The organism is Caldimonas brevitalea (assembly GCF_001017435.1).
GTDB lineage: Bacteria > Pseudomonadota > Gammaproteobacteria > Burkholderiales > Burkholderiaceae_C > Caldimonas > Caldimonas brevitalea.
The window spans coordinates 2,796,913-2,818,097 of sequence record NZ_CP011371.1 but is presented as its reverse complement, the minus strand read 5'-3'; the positions used below and the strand labels follow the sequence as shown (position 1 = coordinate 2,818,097).

Annotated in this window: 13 protein-coding genes, 2 tRNA genes and 3 rRNA genes; 1 reads left to right on the top strand and 17 read right to left on the bottom strand. The window is 65.0% G+C overall.

From position 1 onward, the window contains the following. Window positions 1–10: 10 nt before the first annotated feature. The 17 genes from rimO to deoC all read right to left on the bottom strand — a co-directional run bounded on the left by rimO (window position 11) and on the right by deoC (window position 20,074). Window positions 11–1,408 carry a 30S ribosomal protein S12 methylthiotransferase RimO gene (gene rimO / locus AAW51_RS12475; protein WP_047194876.1) on the bottom strand — a complete coding sequence of 466 codons (1,398 nt, stop codon included), beginning with the start codon at window positions 1,406–1,408 and terminating at the stop codon, window positions 11–13. A 42-nt stretch (window positions 1,409–1,450) separates the two neighbouring features. Next, on the bottom strand, window positions 1,451–2,032 hold the full coding sequence (gene phaR / locus AAW51_RS12470) for a polyhydroxyalkanoate synthesis repressor PhaR (protein ID WP_047194875.1): 582 nt from the start codon (window positions 2,030–2,032) through the stop codon (window positions 1,451–1,453). Window positions 2,033–2,652: 620 nt separating this feature from the next. Further along, window positions 2,653–2,765: ribosomal RNA gene (gene rrf / locus AAW51_RS12465) — 5S ribosomal RNA — on the bottom strand. 210 nt (window positions 2,766–2,975) lie between these two features. Further along, a 23S ribosomal RNA gene (locus tag AAW51_RS12460) occupies window positions 2,976–5,849 on the bottom strand. A 299-nt stretch (window positions 5,850–6,148) separates the two neighbouring features. Further along, window positions 6,149–6,224: transfer RNA gene (locus AAW51_RS12455), tRNA-Ala, on the bottom strand. A 21-nt stretch (window positions 6,225–6,245) separates the two neighbouring features. Further along, window positions 6,246–6,322, bottom strand: a tRNA-Ile gene (locus tag AAW51_RS12450). A gap of 163 nt (window positions 6,323–6,485) precedes the next feature. Next, window positions 6,486–8,016 (bottom strand): 16S ribosomal RNA (locus tag AAW51_RS12445). Together the 16S, 23S and 5S rRNA genes with 2 tRNA genes alongside form the textbook arrangement of a ribosomal RNA operon. A gap of 633 nt (window positions 8,017–8,649) precedes the next feature. Further along, window positions 8,650–9,408 carry an acetoacetate decarboxylase family protein gene (locus tag AAW51_RS12440; RefSeq protein WP_047194874.1) on the bottom strand — a complete coding sequence of 253 codons (759 nt, stop codon included), beginning with the start codon at window positions 9,406–9,408 and terminating at the stop codon, window positions 8,650–8,652. A gap of 103 nt (window positions 9,409–9,511) precedes the next feature. After that, on the bottom strand, window positions 9,512–11,428 hold the full coding sequence (locus tag AAW51_RS12435; protein ID WP_047197728.1) for an ABC transporter ATP-binding protein: 1,917 nt from the start codon (window positions 11,426–11,428) through the stop codon (window positions 9,512–9,514). A gap of 279 nt (window positions 11,429–11,707) precedes the next feature. Next, complete coding sequence (locus AAW51_RS28095) at window positions 11,708–12,628, bottom strand: DNA-processing protein DprA (protein WP_053013514.1); 921 nt, start codon at window positions 12,626–12,628, stop codon at window positions 11,708–11,710. A 100-nt stretch (window positions 12,629–12,728) separates the two neighbouring features. Next, on the bottom strand, window positions 12,729–13,703 hold the full coding sequence (locus AAW51_RS12425; RefSeq protein WP_047194873.1) for an ABC transporter permease: 975 nt from the start codon (window positions 13,701–13,703) through the stop codon (window positions 12,729–12,731). Then, a complete protein-coding gene (locus AAW51_RS12420) occupies window positions 13,696–14,826 on the bottom strand; it encodes an ABC transporter permease (RefSeq protein ID WP_047194872.1) in 1,131 nt (376 codons plus the stop codon). The genes AAW51_RS12425 and AAW51_RS12420 overlap by 8 nt, the downstream gene beginning before the upstream one ends. Continuing rightward, the gene (locus AAW51_RS12415; protein ID WP_335337679.1) at window positions 14,823–16,439 is read right to left on the bottom strand and encodes an ABC transporter ATP-binding protein; all 1,617 of its coding nucleotides are present in this window, start codon (window positions 16,437–16,439) and stop codon (window positions 14,823–14,825) included. Before AAW51_RS12415 ends, AAW51_RS12420 begins: the two co-directional genes overlap by 4 nt. Continuing rightward, window positions 16,427–17,437 (bottom strand): BMP family lipoprotein, encoded by a 1,011-nt coding sequence (locus AAW51_RS12410; RefSeq protein ID WP_047194871.1) that lies wholly within the window; start codon window positions 17,435–17,437, stop codon window positions 16,427–16,429. The genes AAW51_RS12415 and AAW51_RS12410 overlap by 13 nt, the downstream gene beginning before the upstream one ends. Window positions 17,438–17,480: 43 nt before the next feature. Then, a complete protein-coding gene (locus AAW51_RS12405) occupies window positions 17,481–17,882 on the bottom strand; it encodes a cytidine deaminase (protein ID WP_047194870.1) in 402 nt (133 codons plus the stop codon). Further along, a complete protein-coding gene (deoA, locus tag AAW51_RS12400) occupies window positions 17,872–19,248 on the bottom strand; it encodes a thymidine phosphorylase (RefSeq protein ID WP_238947844.1) in 1,377 nt (458 codons plus the stop codon). Before deoA ends, AAW51_RS12405 begins: the two co-directional genes overlap by 11 nt. 1 nt (window position 19,249) lies before the next feature. After that, the gene (gene deoC / locus AAW51_RS12395) at window positions 19,250–20,074 is read right to left on the bottom strand and encodes a deoxyribose-phosphate aldolase (protein ID WP_047194869.1); all 825 of its coding nucleotides are present in this window, start codon (window positions 20,072–20,074) and stop codon (window positions 19,250–19,252) included. Window positions 20,075–20,287: 213 nt separating this feature from the next. On the opposite strand from deoC, the gene AAW51_RS12390 reads away from it, so the two are divergent. After that, a complete protein-coding gene (locus AAW51_RS12390) occupies window positions 20,288–21,163 on the top strand; it encodes a M90 family metallopeptidase (protein ID WP_047194868.1) in 876 nt (291 codons plus the stop codon). The last annotated feature ends 22 nt before the right edge of the window (window positions 21,164–21,185 follow it).

Here is a 21,185-nt window from a genome sequence, read left to right as displayed (position 1 = left end):
GTTGCGCCGCTCAGATCGGCATGCCGATCAGGTCGTGGCCCTGCACGCCGACGATGCGCGCGCGCGTGAACTCGCCGACCTTGAGCGTCTTGGAGGCTTTTTCGGGCGGCAACAGCTTCACGGTGCCGTCGATCTCGGGCGCGTCGGCATAGCTGCGCCCCACGCCACCCTTGCGGCCCAGCGCCGGGGCCGAATCGACCAGCACCTGCATGGTCGCGCCGACCCGGCGCTTGAGTTTCTGGATCGAGACTTCCTCGGCGACGGCCATGAACCGCGCCTGCCGTTCCTGGCGTACTTCGTCGGGCAAGGCGCCGGCCAGTTCGTTGGCACTCGCGCCTTCGACCGGCGAGTAGGCGAAGCAACCGGCGCGGTCGATTTCGGCCTCGCGCAAAAAGTCGAGCAGGTATTCGAACTCCGCCTCGGTCTCGCCCGGGAAGCCGGCAATGAAGGTGCTGCGGATGACGATTTCCGGGCACAGCTCGCGCCAGCGCAGGATGCGCTCCAGGTTTTTCTCGCCGTTGGCGGGGCGCTTCATGCGCTTCAGGACATCGGGATGCGCATGCTGGAACGGCACGTCCAGGTAAGGCAACAACTTGCCTTCGGCCATCAGCGGCACCACGTCGTCGACATGCGGATACGGGTAGACGTAATGCAAGCGCACCCAGGCGCCGTGCCGCTCTGCCATTTCGCCGAGCGCCTGCACCATGTCCAGCATCCGCGTCTTGACCGGTTTGCCGTCCCAGAACCCGGTGCGGTACTTGACGTCGACACCGTAGGCGCTGGTGTCCTGGCTGATCACCAGCAGTTCCTTGACGCCCGATTCGAACAGCCGCTGCGCCTCGCCCAGCACATCGCCGATCGGCCGCGACACCAGATCGCCGCGCATGCTGGGAATGATGCAGAACGAACAGCGGTGGTTGCAACCTTCGCTGATCTTCAGGTAGGCGTAGTGCCGGGGGGTCAGCTTGACGCCTGCCGCCGGCACCAGATCGATGAACGGGTCATGCGGCTTCGGCACGTGCAGGTGCACCGCGTCCATCACCTCGTTCGTCGCATGCGGCCCGGTGACGGCCAGCACCTTCGGGTGCACCTGCTGCACCAGGTTGCCGCCGCCCTCCCCCGCCTTGGCGCCCAGGCAGCCGGTGACGATCACCTTGCCGTTTTCGGCAAGCGCCTCGCCGATGGTGTCGAGGCTCTCTTTCACCGCGTCGTCGATGAAGCCGCAGGTGTTGACAATCACCAGGTCAGCGCCCTGGAAGGTCTTGGAGGTGTCGTATCCCTCGGCGCGTAGCTGCGTCAGGATCAATTCGGAATCGGTCAAAGCCTTCGGGCAGCCGAGGCTGACGAAGCCGATTTTGGGGGCGGCCGTGGTCGGGGGCAGTACGGCCGTGGCGGTATCTTGAGTCATCCCGCGATTTTCGCCGATCCGGGCCGCCCGCGGGCACCGCTGTCAACGGTTCTGTGGAGGAAAACCCGGGAAGCCAGGAATCAACGACTCCGCCTGCTTCTGCATTTGCTCCTGCATCTGCACGAACATGTTCTTCGACTGCTCGAGGTAGTTCGTCATCAGACCCTGCATCATCGGCGCCTGCACGTTCATGAACTGGGTCCACATCTCGGCATTCAGGCCTTTGGGGTCGTACACGCCCTTGGATTGCTCGGCGAACCGGCTTTGCATGTCGATGAAGGCCTGAATGTTCTTCTCTAGATAGGTGCCCATCAGGCCCTGCATGGTGTGGCCATAGAAGCGGATGATGTGGGCCAGCATGCGGGTGGAAAACATGGGCACGCCGCCCGTTTCCTCTTCGAGAATGATCTGCAGCAGGATGCTGCGCGTCAGGTCTTCATTCGTCTTCGCGTCACGCACCACGAAGTTTTCACCCGCCAGCACCATTTCCTTGACGTCCGCCAGCGTGATGTAACTGCTGGTCTCGGTATCGTACAACCTGCGGTTCGGGTACTTCTTCAGGGTGCGCACGCCCGGTTCGGCTGCGTCCTGCCCCGCAGCCGCACTGCGTTTGGCTTGTGCCATGTCTCAATCTCCAACGACGTGCAGCGTGGTGCACAGCACAAGGATTCTAGGGGGGGCACCCGCGCACCTTGGAGAAGGGTTTCCCCGTGGCTGGCTGTAGAAAATGTCGAGCCCGAACCCGCGGCGGCTGGAAAAGTGCGGTTTTGACCGCCGTCCGACACTCGGATCACTCAGGGCAAATCCGGACGCTTGTGGGCCGGAGCGCTAGCACGGCATCCCCTGCCCCAGTTCTCGGTTGAGAGGCAAGGATTCGGCGATCGACCCCAAGAGCAAATATGCAGACGGGAACGCTGCAGGGAATCCGTCGCAAAGAGGGGCGTGAGCACCTGTGGCTTCACTCAGGCTTCGCCCGAGACTCCACCACGCTTCATACCGCGGCAGGCGGATCGGTTCCAGCGGCACCAGCAAGCGCTGCCGCCAGGACTCGCCACCAGCACAAGCCGGGACGCCCCGTGGCGTTACCGGGGCCTTTTCCGCGGCCCGCGAACGATGGTCGGCACATTCACGGTTTTTGTGCTCCACGCGTCGGTTCGGTAGCCGGCGAAAGCAAAGACGAATATGGACCCGCAAAAGCAAAACCCCACCGACTGCGAGAGTGGGTGGGGTTTTGAGGGATAACAGCCTGACGATGTCCTACTTTCACACGGGAATCCGCACTATCATCGGCGCTGAGGCGTTTCACTGTCCTGTTCGGGATGGGAAGGAGTGGGACCACCTCGCTATGGTCATCAGGCATAACTGGTTGCCGTCGTGCGGCGCCGCGGGAGGCGGCGTGGTGCAAGACGACCAATTCGTAGAGTTTGAACTGCAGCGCTCTTTAATGGCGCTGCAGTGAATCAGCAGAATTTGATTGCGTACCAGAGGTGAGCGACGCGTTGGCGTGCTACCTGGCATAACAGCTTAAAGACTCCACCTTGAAGGCTGTGAGGCACATCAAAGTTATAGGGTCAAGCCGCACGAGCAATTAGTACTGGTTAGCTTAACGCATTACTGCGCTTCCACACCCAGCCTATCAACGTCCTGGTCTTGAACGACTCTTCAGGGGGCTCAAGGCCCCGGCAAGACTCATCTTGAGACGAGTTTCCCGCTTAGATGCTTTCAGCGGTTATCTCTTCCGCACTTAGCTACTCGGCAATGCCACTGGCGTGACAACCGATACACCAGAGGTGCGTCCACTCCGGTCCTCTCGTACTAGGAGCAGGCTCTCTCAATCTTGCAGCGCCCACGGAAGATAGGGACCAAACTGTCTCACGACGTTTTAAACCCAGCTCACGTACCTCTTTAAATGGCGAACAGCCATACCCTTGGGACCGGCTACAGCCCCAGGATGAGATGAGCCGACATCGAGGTGCCAAACACCGCCGTCGATATGAACTCTTGGGCGGTATCAGCCTGTTATCCCCAGAGTACCTTTTATCCGTTGAGCGATGGCCCTTCCATACAGAACCACCGGATCACTTAGTCCTACTTTCGTATCTGCTCGACTTGTCAGTCTCGCAGTTAAGCACGCTTTTGCCTATGCACTATCAGCACGATTTCCGACCGTGCCTAGCGTACCTTCGAACTCCTCCGTTACGCTTTGGGAGGAGACCGCCCCAGTCAAACTGCCTACCATACACTGTCCCCAACCCGGATCACGGGCCAAGGTTAGAACCTCAAACACACCAGGGTGGTATTTCAAGGACGGCTCCACGGCACCTAGCGGCACCGCTTCAAAGCCTCCCACCTATCCTACACAGATCTGTTCAAAGTCCAATGTAAAGCTACAGTAAAGGTTCATGGGGTCTTTCCGTCTTTCCGCGGGGAGATTGCATCATCACAAACATTTCAACTTCGCTGAGTCTCTGGAGGAGACAGTGTGGCCATCGTTACGCCATTCGTGCAGGTCGGAACTTACCCGACAAGGAATTTCGCTACCTTAGGACCGTTATAGTTACGGCCGCCGTTTACCGGGGCTTCGATCAAGAGCTTGCACCCCATCACTTAACCTTCCGGCACCGGGCAGGCGTCACACCCTATACGTCGACTTTCGTCTTTGCAGAGTGCTGTGTTTTTATTAAACAGTCGCAGCCACCGATTCTCTGCGACCCCGTTTGGCTCCCCTTGTACAGGTTCACCTACTAAGGGCACACCTTCTTCCGAAGTTACGGTGTCAATTTGCCGAGTTCCTTCTCCAGAGTTCTCTCAAGCGCCTGAGAATACTCATCACGCGCACCAGTGTCGGTTTGCGGTACGGTCGTGTGTAGCTGGAGCTTAGTGGCTTTTCCTGGAAGCAGGGTATCACTCACTTCAGCGGCAAGCCGCCTCGTCATCACCCCTCATCTAAGCCCGGCGGATTTGCCTACCAGGCACGACTACAGGCTTAAACCGGGACATCCAACACCCGGCTGAGCTAACCTTCTCCGTCCCCACATCGCACTACACATCGGTACAGGAATATTGACCTGTTTCCCATCAGCTACGCATCTCTGCCTCGCCTTAGGGGCCGACTCACCCTACGCCGATGAACGTTGCGTAGGAAACCTTGCGCTTACGGCGAGGGGGCTTTTCACCCCCTTTAACGCTACTCATGTCAGCATTCGCACTTCTGATACCTCCAGCATCCCTCTCGAGACACCTTCACAGGCTTACAGAACGCTCTCCTACCGCGCACATTGCTGTGCACCCGCAGCTTCGGTAACTGGCTTAGCCCCGTTACATCTTCCGCGCAGGACGACTCGATCAGTGAGCTATTACGCTTTCTTTAAATGATGGCTGCTTCTAAGCCAACATCCTGACTGTTTTAGCCTTCCCACTTCGTTTCCCACTTAGCCAATTTTAGGGACCTTAGCTGGCGGTCTGGGTTGTTTCCCTCTTGTGTCCGGACGTTAGCACCCGGTGCACTGTCTCCCAAGCTGTACTCATCGGTATTCGGAGTTTGCAATGGTTTGGTAAGTCGCCATGACCCCCTAGCCATAACAGTGCTCTACCCCCGATGGTAATACTTGAGGCACTACCTAAATAGTTTTCGGAGAGAACCAGCTATTTCCAAGTTTGTTTAGCCTTTCACCCCTATCCACAGCTCATCCGCTAGTTTTGCAACACTAGTCGGTTCGGACCTCCAGTAAGTGTTACCTCACCTTCATCCTGGCCATGGATAGATCACTTGGTTTCGGGTCTACACCCAGCGACTGAACGCCCTATTCGGACTCGGTTTCCCTGCGCCTTCCCTATTCGGTTAAGCTTGCCACTGAATGTAAGTCGCTGACCCATTATACAAAAGGTACGCCGTCACCCCGGAGGGCTCCGACTTTTTGTATGCATGCGGTTTCAGGATCTATTTCACTCCCCTCCCGGGGTTCTTTTCGCCTTTCCCTCACGGTACTAGTTCACTATCGGTCGATTACGAGTATTTAGCCTTGGAGGATGGTCCCCCCATCTTCAGACAGGATTTCACGTGTCCCGCCCTACTTGTCGCACGCCTAGTTCCACAACCAACTTTTTTCATACAGGGCTATCACCTGCTATGGCCGGCCTTTCCATGCCGTTCTGATAAGTCGACTGCTAAAACGTGCAGGCTGGTCCGATTTCGCTCGCCACTACTTTCGGAATCTCGGTTGATGTCTTTTCCTCGAGCTACTGAGATGTTTCAGTTCACCCGGTTCGCCTCGCATACCTATGTATTCAGTATGCGATACCCCTAAGGGTGGGTTTCCCCATTCGGAAATCTCCGGATCACAGCTAATTTGCCAGCTCCCCGAAGCTTATCGCAGGCTATCACGTCCTTCGTCGCCTGTAATCGCCAAGGCATCCACCACATGCACTTAGTCACTTGACCCTATAACTTTGACGCCTCTCAGCGTCGTCAAGGACTGTCTGAGCGATGGCTCGCTCAGTTGAGTATTTACGCGTTATGCCGTCTTCAAACTCGCTTTTAATTCACGAATTGAAGTCTGGTGACGCAATCAAATGTTGTTGGCGGCACGGTCCGCCATGAAGCGGTTTCCGCCAACAACGCTGATTCGACTCTACGAATTGTTAAAGAACAACAGCCGTTCTCACGAACCGCTAACGCCAGCAATCTTCCAATTGCTCGCGTTAACGTTCTGAACAGAGTGACCGCCCTTTTGGCGGCGGTGGTGGAGGATGACGGGATCGAACCGACGACCCCCTGCTTGCAAAGCAGGTGCTCTCCCAGCTGAGCTAATCCCCCAACATGTCTCATGCAGAAGGATGGTGGGTCTGGTTGGATTCGAACCAACGACCCCCGCCTTATCAAGACGGTGCTCTAACCGACTGAGCTACAGACCCGTTTTCACTTCTGCGTGAAGCGCGTCTGCGGCTCGCGTCAACCCAGGACCAACTCTCGTCAGCCCCGCCAGCTTCCGCCTGCCGGTTCACGTTCACTCACTGTCGTCAACAACAACAGCCGATAAGTGTGGGCGCAAGAATTTGAGTGCTTCTGTGTTACCAGAAAGGAGGTGATCCAGCCGCACCTTCCGATACGGCTACCTTGTTACGACTTCACCCCAGTCACGAACCCTGCCGTGGTGATCGCCCTCCTTGCGGTTAGGCTAACCACTTCTGGCAGAACCCGCTCCCATGGTGTGACGGGCGGTGTGTACAAGACCCGGGAACGTATTCACCGCGGCATGCTGATCCGCGATTACTAGCGATTCCGACTTCACGCAGTCGAGTTGCAGACTGCGATCCGGACTACGACCGGTTTTCTGGGATTAGCTCCCCCTCGCGGGTTGGCAGCCCTCTGTACCGGCCATTGTATGACGTGTGTAGCCCTACCCATAAGGGCCATGATGACCTGACGTCATCCCCACCTTCCTCCGGTTTGTCACCGGCAGTCTCATTAGAGTGCCCTTTCGTAGCAACTAATGACAAGGGTTGCGCTCGTTGCGGGACTTAACCCAACATCTCACGACACGAGCTGACGACGGCCATGCAGCACCTGTGTCCAGGTTCTCTTTCGAGCACTCCCACATCTCTGCAGGATTCCTGGCATGTCAAGGGTAGGTAAGGTTTTTCGCGTTGCATCGAATTAAACCACATCATCCACCGCTTGTGCGGGTCCCCGTCAATTCCTTTGAGTTTCAACCTTGCGGCCGTACTCCCCAGGCGGTCAACTTCACGCGTTAGCTTCGTTACTGAACAGCAAGCCGTCCAACAACTAGTTGACATCGTTTAGGGCGTGGACTACCAGGGTATCTAATCCTGTTTGCTCCCCACGCTTTCGTGCATGAGCGTCAGTGCAGGCCCAGGAGATTGCCTTCGCCATCGGTGTTCCTCCGCATATCTACGCATTTCACTGCTACACGCGGAATTCCATCTCCCTCTGCCGCACTCTAGCCGTGCAGTCACAAATGCAGTTCCCAGGTTGAGCCCGGGGATTTCACATCTGTCTTGCACAACCGCCTGCGCACGCTTTACGCCCAGTAATTCCGATTAACGCTCGCACCCTACGTATTACCGCGGCTGCTGGCACGTAGTTAGCCGGTGCTTATTCTTCAGGTACCGTCATCGCTCCGGGGTATTAGCCCAGAACTTTTCTTCCCTGACAAAAGCGGTTTACAACCCGAAGGCCTTCTTCCCGCACGCGGCATGGCTGGATCAGGCTTGCGCCCATTGTCCAAAATTCCCCACTGCTGCCTCCCGTAGGAGTCTGGGCCGTGTCTCAGTCCCAGTGTGGCTGGTCGTCCTCTCAGACCAGCTACAGATCGTCGCCTTGGTAGGCCTTTACCCCACCAACTAGCTAATCTGACATCGGCCGCTCCAATAGCGCGAGGTCTTGCGATCCCCCGCTTTCACCCTCAGGTCGTATGCGGTATTAATCCGGCTTTCGCCGGGCTATCCCCCACTACTGGGCACGTTCCGATGTATTACTCACCCGTTCGCCACTCGCCACCAGGATTGCTCCCGTGCTGCCGTTCGACTTGCATGTGTAAGGCATGCCGCCAGCGTTCAATCTGAGCCAGGATCAAACTCTTCAGTTCGATCTTGAAATTTTGCTCAAAACGGAATTGAAGTGAACTTCACTTCTTCTCCGTGAGCGTTTGTGGCACCCAGTCTTGCGACCGGGTAGCCTTGGCACTCGCCTTCAAACGCCCACGCTTATCGGCTGTTATTTGTTAAAGAGCATCTGATCCGCGTCTCGCGCCACCTCGGTGACACTGCACACTTCTCAGCTCGCTGATTCGTCTTTCGTCGTCATCAGCAAAGAAGCGAGATTATGAAGAATTTTTAAAACCCTGTCAACTACTCTGCTTCACTTTCTTCACTCACCACTTCAGTCTGCCGCTCAAGCTCCGTTACCGGAGAACTCTCTACGATTCGACTTTGCTGCCCTTGGTTCCCTCCAGAATTTCTTCTTCGGGACTTCGTTTGCAGCGCCGTGATCAGCGAAGGACGCGACTATAGCAGGCTTGGAGTAAGAAACGCAACAGCTCTCCGCTGACTTTTTCATCCGACCCGCGGCCTTACCACCGCACCCCTGAAAACCGTGAACTGCGTCACGAAGTCGAGCCCTCATGGCTTACCCGCCAGGCTTAGACCGCGTATCCCTTCACGGAAGGCGCAGGCGCTGCACGGGGGCGCGCCTGGCCCAGGCCGGGATGCGGCACGCGGTACTACGCGTCCGCCAGGTTTCGAGGGAAGAAGAGTATGGCCTGGGCTTGCGGGCTGTATTGACTCGCCACCGGGTTGTCGCTCAGACGCAGCCCTCGCAACGTATCGGCCAACGGGTCATCGCCCAGTTCGAGCGTCGCCGCCCGGCCATGGAGATGTTCTTCGCAGCGCAACTGCCGAACCAGCAGATTCGACACCAGTGGGATACCGTCGCGCAGCGTGTAACTCCGCAGGCGGACGTCCCGCTGGTCGCGTGCCGCACCGGTCTCGCAGCTCAGGCGGAGAATGCGGCGCCCATCGCGTGCCAGTGTGCATGCGCGCCGCCCGGGCAGTTCCTCGAAATCGATGTCGGCCACGAACTTGGGATAGCCGGCAATGTCGACGCCAGCGACGCGGGCGCGTTCGGTGGTCACCGGCAACTGCCAGATATAGGCGCTCATCGTCATCTGCAACGCCTGCTTCAGCGCATCGGCCACTGGCAGCACGTGCTGGCCGAAGGCGATCGGGACTGCCATCGCCAACTCGTTGTACGGATCGAGATCGCACTGCCGATATTCGAGCGCGGTGAAGACCATCAGGCAGCGGCCCGGCAGCAACTCAATCGGCCGCATTTCAGTGCGAGGCAACAAGGCGCGGACCGCGTCGGTCGCTGCCGTGTACACCGCCGTGATGCAGCCGAGGTCCTGGAAGAACAGCGGGGCGAGCGTGCCGTACTGCGGCAACTCCCATCGTGCGATGCCGTCGAAGAAGTCAGTGAGCATGAGACCTCCCGGTCATGGGCATGAGGTGTCGTGGCGAGGCAAGCGGCGTGCCGCCTCGTCGCACTGACAACCCGTGTCGGCCTCCGCCCTCCCCGGTCCTGGCTCACCCCGTCGCGCGCTCCGCAGGCTGCGCCAGCCCCGCGGCCTGACGCGGCACGGCCGCCGCGCTGGCATCTCGCGGCGCTTCATCGTCGTCGTTCTCGCCCAGGAACCCGCCGCTCTGGTGCGCCCACAGCCGGGCATACAACCCGCCCTTCGCCAGCAGACTGCGATGGTCGCCCTGCTCGACGATACGGCCCTGGTCCAGCACGATCAGGCGGTCCATCGCGGCGATGGTCGACAAGCGGTGGGCGATCGCCACCACCGTCTTGCCCTCCATCAGCCGGTACAGGCTGGACTGGATGGCGGCTTCCACTTCCGAGTCGAGCGCGCTGGTGGCTTCGTCGAGCAGCAGGATGGGCGCGTCCTTCAACATCACCCGGGCGATCGCGATGCGCTGTCGCTGGCCACCCGACAGCTTGACGCCCCGCTCGCCGACGTGCGCGTCGTAGCCGGTGCGCCCGCTCGCGTCGGCCAACTGCTGAATGAACTCATGCGCCTCGGCGCGTCGGGCTGCGGCCACCATCTCGGCGTCGCTCGCGTTGGGCCGCCCGTACAGGATGTTGTCGCGCACCGACCGGTGCAGCAGCGAGGTGTCCTGGGTCACCATGCCCACCTGGGTGCGAAGGCTCTCCTGCTGCACCTCGGCCACGTCCTGCCCGTCGATCAGGATGCGCCCCCGCTCGACGTCGTAGAAGCGCAGCAGCAGATTGATCACCGTGCTCTTACCGGCACCCGAACGCCCGACCAGCCCGATCTTCTCGCCTGCCCGGATATGCAGGCTCAGGTCGTCGATGACGGGCTTGTCGCCGCCATAGCCGAAGCTCACCTGCTCGAAGCGGATCTCACCCCGGCTCACTTCGAGAGGTGGGGCGTCGGGCTTGTCGAGCACGGTATGCGGACGTGACAACGTCGTGATGCCGTCTTGCACCGTGCCGATGTATTCGAACAGCGACGCCATCTCCCACATCACCCAATGAGAAATGCCGTTGAGGCGCAGCGCCATCGCGGTCGCCGCGGCCACCGCGCCCACGCCCGCCTGCCCACGCACCCACGCCCACAGCGCGACGCCGGTGGTGGCCAGCACCAGGCCGATGGTCAGCACGTGGTTGACGATCTCGAACAGCGTCACCAGCCGCATCTGCGCATGCACCGTGACCATGAAGTCCTGCATCGCGCCGCGCGCGTAGCCCGCCTCGCGGCCGGCATGCGAGAACAACTTGACGGTCGCGATGTTGGTGTAGGCGTCGGTGATCCGGCCGGTCATCAGCGACCGCGCATCGGCCTGCTCCTTGGCCACGCGTCCGAGTCGGGGCACGAAGTAGCGCAACGCGACCACGTAGAGTCCGACCCACACGACAAAGGGCAGCACCAGCATCAGGTCGAAACCGCCCAGCACGCCGAGCAGCGTGACGAAATAGATGATCACGAACACCAGCAGCTCGGCGAACACCATCCAGGTGTCGCGCACCGCCAGCGCTGTCTGCATCACCTTGGCGGCCACCCGCCCGGCGAACTCGTCCTGATAAAAAGTCAGGCTCTGGGTCAGCATCAGACGGTGGAAGTTCCAGCGCAGCCGCATCGGGAAGTTGCCCGCCAACGTTTGCTGCTTCAACAACGACTGCAGGGCCACCAGGCCGGTACTGCCTGCCATCACCGCGGCCAGCACCAGCAAGGTGCGACCCTCTTCCGCCCACAGCCGCGCCGGTGCCACCTGCGACAGCCCGTCGATGATGCGGCCCATCATGCTGAACAACAGCGCCTCGAACGCGGCGATGGCTGCCGTGAACAGCGTCATGCCCAGCAGATAAGGGCGCATGCCCTTCGTGCAGGCCCAGATGAAAGGGAAGAACGCCTGCGGAGGCGTCTGCGGCAGTGCATCGGGATAGGGATGCACCAGCTTTTCGAATGCACGAAACACGGCTTCTCCGTCGGGGGTGGTGGACGAGCGCTGCACCGCATGCAAGGTGGCGCATGCGGCGTCGGCCGGTGCGTGCGGTGTCTGCCGCCCGGCAAAACCTCGTAGCCTAACGGAAGCTCGCTTGACTTGCACGAGCCCCGAAGCTGTGCGTTCAGCGCGCCAGGTCTCCGGCCACTGTGTTGCGCGACCCGCGCGGTCCGCCGCCCGGCCGCCACGCTCGTGTGCCCGACGCTCGTGTGCCCGGTCGCGCGCCCGACCCGGCCGCTGCTCGCACGGTGCTCAATCGGCCGCCGCCGGTCGCCACGGCCTTTGCCACTGCACCAGCGACGCGAGCAGGCGTGGATAGTCGTCACGCGAGCGGATGACGGACGCTCCGTGGCGCGCCACCAGCAGCTCGGGCAGCGCGCGTTGCGTGATGACACCCGCGCTGTCGTCGGGCAGCACCGCGTACAAGGCGCGCTGTTGCGCGACACACCGCTCGGCCAGTTCGAGCGCCGCGCTCTGCGCCGCCCCCTCCACCACCACCGAGGCGCACACCAGCCCGACCTCGACATGCTGCGCCTGCACCAGCGAGTCCGACGTGGCCGCCGCAGCACCCGATAGCGCCGACACCCACACGCCGCCGCGGGCGAGCACCTCGTCGGCCACCTGCCGCAGCGCCTTGGGCGGCGACTTTTCCAGGCCATGCGGGAGCACGGCCACCGGCGGCGCGCCGGCCTGCGTGGCCCCTTCGAGTGCAGCGACGGCAATGCCGGGCACCAGGCTGCCCACCACCGGCCAACCGGCTTGCGCGAGGGTGGCACCCAACCGCTGGGCGATCGCCATCCCGTGCGCGGTGGCGCGTCGTGTCCCCGCCACCGCCACGCCGGGTGGCAGGGCCGACAGATCGCCCCGCGCGAACAGCACGGCCGGCGCATCGTTGCACGCTGCAAGGGACGCGGGGTAGCGCGGCGAGCCGTAGTGCAGCACCTCGATGCCCAATTCCACGCTGCGTTCGAGTTCGCCGCGCGCCTGCGACAAGGTGGCGTTCAGCTCGCCATAGCCCACGCCCGCGGCCTCCAGCAGCGCCAGGTCGGCCCGGTCGCCGGCAGCGGGCGGGGTCCGCAACAGCGTTTGCACCTGCGCCAAGGCGGCCCGCTTCGAGCGCAGCAGCGCCATCGCGGCCGCGGCCAACGCAAGATCGGCTTCGTTCATCATCATGAGGTCATCGGTGGCATCGGCAGTCCTGGGTCACTCGCCGGCGCCCGAAGGAGGGCCCGGCCTTGCGCCCGATTCTGCCGCTGCCGGCGCACGTCCTGGCTCAGCGTTCCTTCGAGTAAGGCCGCCCCAACGCGGCCGGCGCCTCGGCCCGCCCGAAAAAGCCCGCCAGCAGCACCACCGTCAGCAGATAGGGCAAGGCCTGCAGCAGTTGCACCGGCACCGCTGACAGCAGCCCCACGGACGCGCCCTGCAGGCGGATCGCCAAGGCGTCGAGAAAGCCGAACAGCAGACACGCCGCTGCGGCGCGCCCCGGTCGCCACTGTCCGAACACCATGGCGGCAAGCGCCATGAAGCCGCGGCCCGCCGTCATGTTGGGCGAGAAAGCCGCGTTTTGCGCCAGCGTCAGATAGGCGCCCGCCACGCCGCACAAGACGCCAGCGAGCAACGTCGCCCGATAGCGCAGCCAGGCCACCGACACTCCGGCTGCTTCCAGCGTCGCCGGATTCTCGCCCGCGGCGCGCAGGCGCAGGCCGAAGCGGGTCCGGTAGAGCAGCCAGCCCAGCAGCGGCACGGCGGCGAACGCGATCCAGACCAGCGCGTCGTGCTGCAGCACCCCCTCGGCCAGCAGCGGCCCGACGCCCGACCAGCCGCGCACGGCCTGCGCCGCCTCCGGAAACAACGCGGTGTAGCGGTGCTCGGCCGCCACGTCCGGCGTGCGCCCGCCCTGCCCAAACCACACCAGCCCCAGCACCGCCGTCAAGCCGGCGGCGATCAGGTTGAGCGCGACGCCGGACACAATCTGGTCGCCACGGTGGGTGATGCAGGCAAAGCCGTGCACCATCGAGAGAGCGACCGCCACGCCACACGCCCCGAGCAAGGCCAGCGGCGCCGGCCACCCCAGCGCGCCGAGGCAGGCCGCCGTGAAGGCGGCCGCCAGCATCTTGCCTTCCAGGCCGATGTCGATCACGCCGGCGCGTTCACTGCACACGCCAGCCAGTGCGCACAGCACCAGCGGCACCGCCACCCGCAAGGTGGCGCCGAGCAGCGCCGCCAGCGTCAGCAACGCCTCATCCATCGCGCCTCCCTGCGGCCCGCCAGCGGCCCCAGCCGGCCCAGGCACGCGCCACCCACGGCCTCGGCATCGCGGCCAGCGCGCCGCAAAACAACACCACCAGGCCCTGCACCGCCAACGACATGTCACGCGTGAAAGCCGGCATCTCGAACACCAGCTCCGATCCGCCCTGCGCCAGCGCGCCGAACAACAGCGCCGCCAGCACGATACCCAGCGGGTGGTTGCGGCCCAGCAGCGCCACCGCAATGCCGGTGTAGCCGGCGCCGGCGACAAAATCGAGCAAGAGTTTGTGGTGCACGCCGACGATCTCATTCACGCCAGCCAGCCCCGCCAAGGCGCCCGAGAGCGTCAACGACAGCAGGGTCAAGCGCTTCGGGTCGTGCCCCGCATAACGCGCCGCATCGGGCGCCAGCCCGACCGTGCGCACCGCAAGGCCCAGACCGGTGCGCCACAGCAGCAGCCACACGCCGGCGCAGGCCAGCAAGGCGAGCACGAAGGCAAGATTCAGCGGGGTGTCCGGCACGTCGATGCCGACCTGCGCCAACAGCGCCTGGGCTCCCGGCAGCGCCGCATCCGGGGCAAAGCGCCGCGACTCCACCGCCAGCCCCGTGCTGACGCCCACCACGTCGACCAGCAGCCACACCATCAGCGCCGCCGCCAAAAAATTGAACATGATGGTGGTCACCACCACGTGGCTGCCGCGCCAGGACTGCAGCAGCGCCGGCACGAAAGCCCACAGGCCGCCGGCGGCCGCACCCGCCAGCACCCCGAGCGGCAGCAGCAACGGCGCCGGCAGCCAGGCGTCCAGACCCAGCAACAACAAACCGGCACCCAGCCCGCCCAGCGTCGCCTGCCCCTCGGCGCCGATGTTGAAATGCCCGCCCCGAAACGCCACCGCCACCGCCAGGCCGGTGCAGAGATAGTTGGTGGTGTAGTACAGCGTGTAGCCCCAGGCCAGCGGGCTGCCGAAGGCCCCGTCGACCAGCAGCCGCACCGCCAGCCACGGGTCCTGCCCCAGGGCCCAAACGAGCAAGCCGGCGGCGACCAGCGCGAGCGCCACGTTCAACAGCGGCAACACGCCCACTTCGATCCAGGTCGGCAGCGGCAGCGACGCGTCCGACCTCATGCCGCCACCTCAGCAGGGCCACCCCCGCCGCTGGTGCCCATCAAGGCCCCCAGCCGCGCCTCGCTCGCCTCCTCGCGCGCCAGGTTGCCGGTGATGCGCCCGCCGGACATCACGACGATCCGGTCGGCCAACGCCAGAATCTCGTCGAGTTCGGTCGACACCAGCAGCACCGCGCAGCCGGCCTCACGCAACGCAGCGATCTGGCGGTGGATGTACTCGATGGCCCCGATGTCGACCCCGCGGGTGGGCTGGCCGATCAACAGCACCCGAGGGGCGCGTGCGAACTCGCGTGCCAGGATCAGCTTCTGCTGGTTGCCGCCCGAGAACTTCGAGGTCTGCAGCGACGGCTCGGGCGGGCGCACGTCGAAGGCTGCCATCAGGCGGCGGCACTGTGCCCGCATCGCCGCCGGGCTCAGCCACCGGCCGCGGTGCACCGCCGGGTCGTCTTCATAGCCGAGCAGCGCCGACTCCCACGCCGGCAGCCCCAGCACCAGGCCGAGCCGGTGCCGGTCTTCCGGCACATGCGCCACGCCGAGGTGGCGCAGCTCACGCGGGCTCAGGCGCTGCGGCGCGTGGAGCTCGCGCTGCCGGCCATCGCCTAGCGTCCAGCACAAGCGCCCCTTTTCGGCGGCGAGCAGCCCGGCCAGCACCGCAAGCAACTCGCTCTGCCCATTGCCGGCCACACCGGCCACACCGACGATCTCGCCGGCCCGCAGCGTCAACGTCACGTCTCGCAAACGCGCCACGCCGTGCGTGTCGTGCCACCACAGCCCGTCGGCCTGCAGGCGCACCTCACCCGGCCCCCGCGGCTCGGTGCTGCGCGCCACCGGCAGCACCTGGCGCCCCACCATCCACTGCGCCAGCTGCTGCTCGCGGGTGTCCGCGGTGCGGCAGGTCGCCACCACCCGCCCTGCCCGCATCACCGTGACGCCATCGGTCACCGCCAGGATCTCCTTCAGCTTGTGCGTCACCAGCAGCACCGTGACGCCACGCGCCTTGAGGTCGCGCAGCACGGCGAACAGCTGTTCGGTCTCGGCCGGCGTCAGCACGCCGGTCGGCTCGTCGAGGATCAGGATGCGCGCCCCGCGGTACAAGGCCTTGAGGATCTCGACGCGCTGCAGCGCGCCGACGGGCAGGTCCGCGACGCGCGAGCGCGGGTCCACCGCGAGGCCGAATTCGCGCCCCAGCCGCTCCAGCTCTCGCTGCGCCTGGGCCATGCCGCGGCGCAATGCGAAACCGCCTTCGGCCCCCAGCACCACGTTCTCGAGCACCGTGAAACGGTCGACCAGCATGAAGTGCTGGTGCACCATGCCCACGCCGTGCCGGAGGGCCTCCTGTGCACTGCGCAGCCGCACCGGCCGTCCGTCGAGGCACACCTCGCCCTCGTCGGCCTCGTGCAAGCCGTAGAGGATGCCCATCAAGGTCGACTTGCCGGCGCCGTTCTCGCCCACCAGCCCGTGGATGCTGCCGCGCGCCACCTCGAGGTCGACGCCGTCATTGGCCCAGACGTTGCCGAAGCGCTTGCGGATGCCGCGCAACTGCACCGCAAGGGGCACCACGTGTGTCGGCGCTGGCTGTCCCTGCTGCACCGGCACCGGCCTCAGAACTTGCAACCGCCGGCCTGGCTGTGCAGCGCCACCTTGAGCTTGCCCGACACGATGGCGGCCTGCGCCGCCTCGAGCCGCTGCTTCATCTCCGGCGTCAACAGCCGGGCGTTGTGGGCGTCCAGCGCCACGCCCACACCCTGCTCCTTGACGCCCAACACGGTGGTGCCCGGCTTCCAGCTGCCCTGCTTGACCGCCATCGCCGCGGTGTACACCGCAACGTCGACGCGCTTGACCATCGAGGTCAGCATGGTGCCCGGTTGCAGATGGTTCTGGTTGCTGTCGACGCCGATCGCGAGCTTGCCCTGGTCCTTGGCCGCCTGGTAGACCCCGAGCCCCGTCGCACCGGCCGCCGCGAACACGACGTCGACACCGCGCGAGAACTGGCTCTTGGCAAGCTCACCACCCCGGGTCGGGTCGTTCCAGGCCGTGGGCGTGGTGCCGGTCATGTTGCTCAGCACCTCGGCGCGCGGATTGGCGTAGCGCACCCCGTGTTCATAGCCGCACTGGAAGCGCCGGATCAGCGGCACGTCCATGCCACCGATGAAGCCCACCTTGCCCGACTTGCTGGCCAGCCCCGCCAGCAGCCCGGCGAGGAAACTGCCCTCCTGGTCCTTGAACACCACCGACTGCACGTTGGGCGCCTCCACCACGCTGTCGATCAGCGTGAAGCGCGACTTCGGAAACTGCTTGGCCACCTTCTCCAGCGCCGAGGTGTGCGCGAACCCGATCGCGATGATGGGGTCGGCCCCCTTCTGGGCCATGCGCCGCAAGGCCTGCTCGCGCTGCGTGTCGTTGGTGATCTCGAACTCGAGGTAGGCCGTGCCGGTCTCCTTCTTGTAGCGCTCGATGCCCTGGTAGGCCGCTTCGTTGAACGACTTGTCGAACTTGCCGCCGGCGTCGTAGACCACGGCCGGTTGGGCCAGCGCCCCGGCGCAGGCCAGGGCAGCGGCGGCGGACTGCAACGCGAGGAGGCCAGCACGGCGGATCAGGGAATGGCGGTTCATCGAGTCTCCTGAGCAAACGGAATGACAGAGGGCGAGCCGGCGATCATGGCAAGGCGCCGGCGTCGAAGGCACCGGGCAGCAGCGCCGCGGCGGTGGTCCGCTCGCGCGCACCCTGCAGGTTGGCCAGCACCACCTCCAGTTGGGGCCCACCCAACTCCAGCATCACTTGCCGGCAGGCGCCGCACGGCGCGAGGGGCCGGCCGGTGTCGCCGACCACCGCAAGGCGATGCAGGGTCCGCGCCGGGACGCCCCCAGCAATCGCATTGAACAAGGCGGTGCGTTCGGCGCAATTCGTCAGTCCGTAGGACGCGTTCTCGATGTTGCAGCCGACAAACACCCGCCCGTCGTCCGCCAGCACCGCGGCACCGACGGCAAAGTTCGAGTACGGCGCATACGCCAACGTGCGCGCGTTCAAGGCCGCCGCGACCAGTTCGTCATCGGTCATCGTGCGCCTCCGCCCGGTTCGACGCCGCCACCACGTCCAAGACCACCGGCCCGACCGCCACTGGCTGCGCCGCATCGCCCCAGCGATACGCCGCCTGCACGGCCGCCGCGGCTGCGTCTGCAGCGCCTGCATCGCGGGCATGCACCCACGCGATCGGCTGGTCCGCCTCGATCACGACACCCAACGGCGCCAGTGCACTCAAGCCGACCGCCGGGTCGACACGGTCGCTCGCATGGCGACGCCCACCGCCCAGTCCGACCACCACCCAGCCAAGCGCCCGGGTGTCGATGCCCGTCACGCGGGCAGTGCCGGGCCGCAGCACGGCGCGCGTCACCGGCGCGGCCGCAAGATGTTGGGCACTCTGCTCGAACAGGCTCGCAGGCCCGCCGAGCGCCGCCACCATCCGCGCAAACCGCTCGGCCGCCGCGCCGCTCGCCAGCGTTTGCTCGAGCCGTGCGCAAGCGTCGGCAGCGTCGGCCGCGAGGCCGGCCTGCAGCAGCAAGGTAGCCCCCAACGCCAGCACCACCTCATGCAGGCGCTGCGGCCGTTGCCGTCCGCTCAGGTAGTCCAGCGTCAGCTGCACTTCCAGCGTATTGCCTGCACAAGGCGCCAGCGGCTGCTCCATGTCGGTCAGCAGCGCGCGCGTCGGCAGCCCCGCCCCCTGGCCCACTTCAACCAGGCTGCAGGCCAGCTCGCGCGCCGCGTCGCGGGTCGGCATGAAGGCGCCGCAGCCCACCTTCACGTCGAGCACCAGCGACTGCAGACCGGCCGCGAGTTTCTTCGACAGGATGGACGCGGTGATCAAGTGCAGCGACTCGACCGTGGCCGTGACGTCGCGCACCGCGTAGAGTCGCCGGTCCGCCGGCGCCAGCCGTTCCCCCGCCCCCACGATGGCCACGCCGACCTCGCGCACGATGCGCCGAAACACGTCCACGCCGGGTTGCACGCGGTAGCCCGGGATGGCTTCCAGCTTGTCCAGCGTGCCGCCGGTATGGCCGAGCCCGCGGCCCGAGATCATCGGCACGTGCGCACCGCAGGCCGCGAGCATCGGCGCGAGCATCAGCGACACCGTGTCGCCGACGCCGCCGGTCGAGTGCTTGTCCACCACCGGGCCGGACATCTCGGCCGGGTGCCATTGCAGGCATTCGCCGCTGTCGCGCATCGCCCGCGTCAGCGCCACACATTCGGCCCGGCTCATGCCGCGGCAGCACACCGCCATCGCAAAGGCCGCGGCTTGCGCATCGCTGACGCCGCCGTCGACCAGCCCGGCCACAAAGGCCGCCAGCTCCGCGTCGGTGAGCGTCTCGGCGTCGCGCTTGCGCCGTATCGTTTCCTGCGGCAGCGGCGCGGGGATCGCGACGGCCACCTCAGTACCCCGCCGCGGGCGCGCCCGCGGCCCGCCCGTCCAGCACCGCCAACAGCGACGTCAGCAGACTCGAAGCGCCGAAGCGCAGCCGGTCGGGCGTGAGGCCGTCGGGGCCGAAGGTCTCGGCGGCCAAGGCCAGATAGGTTTGCACATCCTCGACGTTGGCGAGGCCGCCTGATACCTTCAAGCCGACTCGGCGGCCGCCATGGGCACGGATGACGTCGAGCAAACAGGCGGCCGCTTCGGGGGTCGCATGGACGGCGACCTTGCCGGTGGACGTTTTCAGGAAATCGGCGCCCTGCGCCGCGGCGATCTCCGCCGCCTCGCGGATGTGCCGCGGCTCGCGCAGTTCGCCGGTTTCGAGGATCACCTTGAGGCAGGCCGGCTTCGGCCCGACATCACACGCCCGCCGCGCTGCCGCCACCAGCGTGCTGCCAGCCTGGCGGTCGCCGGCCAGCAAGGCGCGCCAGGGAAACACCATGTCGATCTCGTCCGCACCGGCAGCACGGGCGGCTTCGATGTCGTGCACCACCTCGTCGGGCCGGCCTTGCCCGTGCGGAAAGTTGACGACGGTCGCGACACGCACGCCGTCGAGCCCGTGCGCATGCAACGCCGCACGGGCGACCGCGACGAAAGGCGCATGGATGCACAGCGCCGCCGGGGCGCCATGGGGTGTGGCCGCCCGCGCCGCCAGGGCCTGGATGGAAGCGGTGGTGTCGTCGTCGCGCAGCGACGTGAGGTCGAGGCAACGCAACGCCACGGCGGCAGCCGTCTTCGAATCAGGACGCAGCGGCGCCGCCGCGGTGGCGGGCACGTTTGAGGTCATCGTCGGCCTTTCTCCACGCCGGGCGCCAGGGCCGAAAGGCTGGCCATGCGACACCGGGCGATTCACTCTAGAGTAAAGCGCAAGGCAGCTTTGTAGCCAAGTGCTGCACCGACCGGCGTCACCGGCGGACACCAAAGTCGGCCATCACCGCCATTGAAAAGCTAGCCGCCGCACTCAGCTGCAGCCCATCCACCACCCGGCAAAGAGATCGTCATGCCCCTCCTTGTCCTGTTCGGCCTGGCGATGCTCTACATCGGCTGGGCGCTGAGTGCGCCGTGGCGGCAACGGCGGCGCCGCGAGCGTTGGGCCGCGCGGCCCTTCCCGGCCGCCTGGCGCACCGTGTTGCGTCGGCGCGTGCCGATGTTCGCACGCTTGCCGCCCGACTTGCAGTTGCAGCTCAAGCGCCACATGCAGGTGTTCTTGGCCGAAAAAGCCTTCATCGGCTGTGGCGGCCTGCGGGTCACCGACGAGATGCGCGTCGTCATCGCCGCCCAGGCCTGTCTGCTGCTGCTCAACCGTGCGCCCGACCCCTTCCCCACCTTGCGCCAGATCCTGGTCTACCCGGGCGCCTTCGTGGTCGACCGGGTGCGCACCGAGGCGGGCGCGGTGCAGCGCGAGGAGCGCCAGGTGTTGTCGGGCGAGTCGTGGTCGCAGGGCCAGGTGGTGCTGTCGTGGCAAGACACGCTGGCCGGCGCCGCCATCGCCGACGATGGCCGCAACGTCGTGATCCACGAGTTCGCCCACCAGCTCGACCAGGAGAAAGGCTATGCGAGCGGGGCCCCCTATCTGGACTCGGCCCGCGACTATGCCCGTTGGTCCCGGGTGCTGGCCGCCGAATACGCTCGGCTGCAACAGCGCGGGCCCGGCGAACCTGGCCTGCTGAGCGACTACGCCGCGACCGACCCGGCCGAATTCTTTGCGGTGGCGACCGAAGTGTTCTTCGAGCAGGGCGAGTTGCTCGCACAGGAAAGCCCGGCCTTGTACGGCGAACTCAGCCGCTTCTACCGGGTCGACCCGGCCTCGTGGGACGGCAGGCGGCCGGTCGCGCCGCTGGCGGCACCGCCGGCGCCCGGCGCTGGCGTCTTTTAGGCGGCCCGGCGGCGGACGGTGC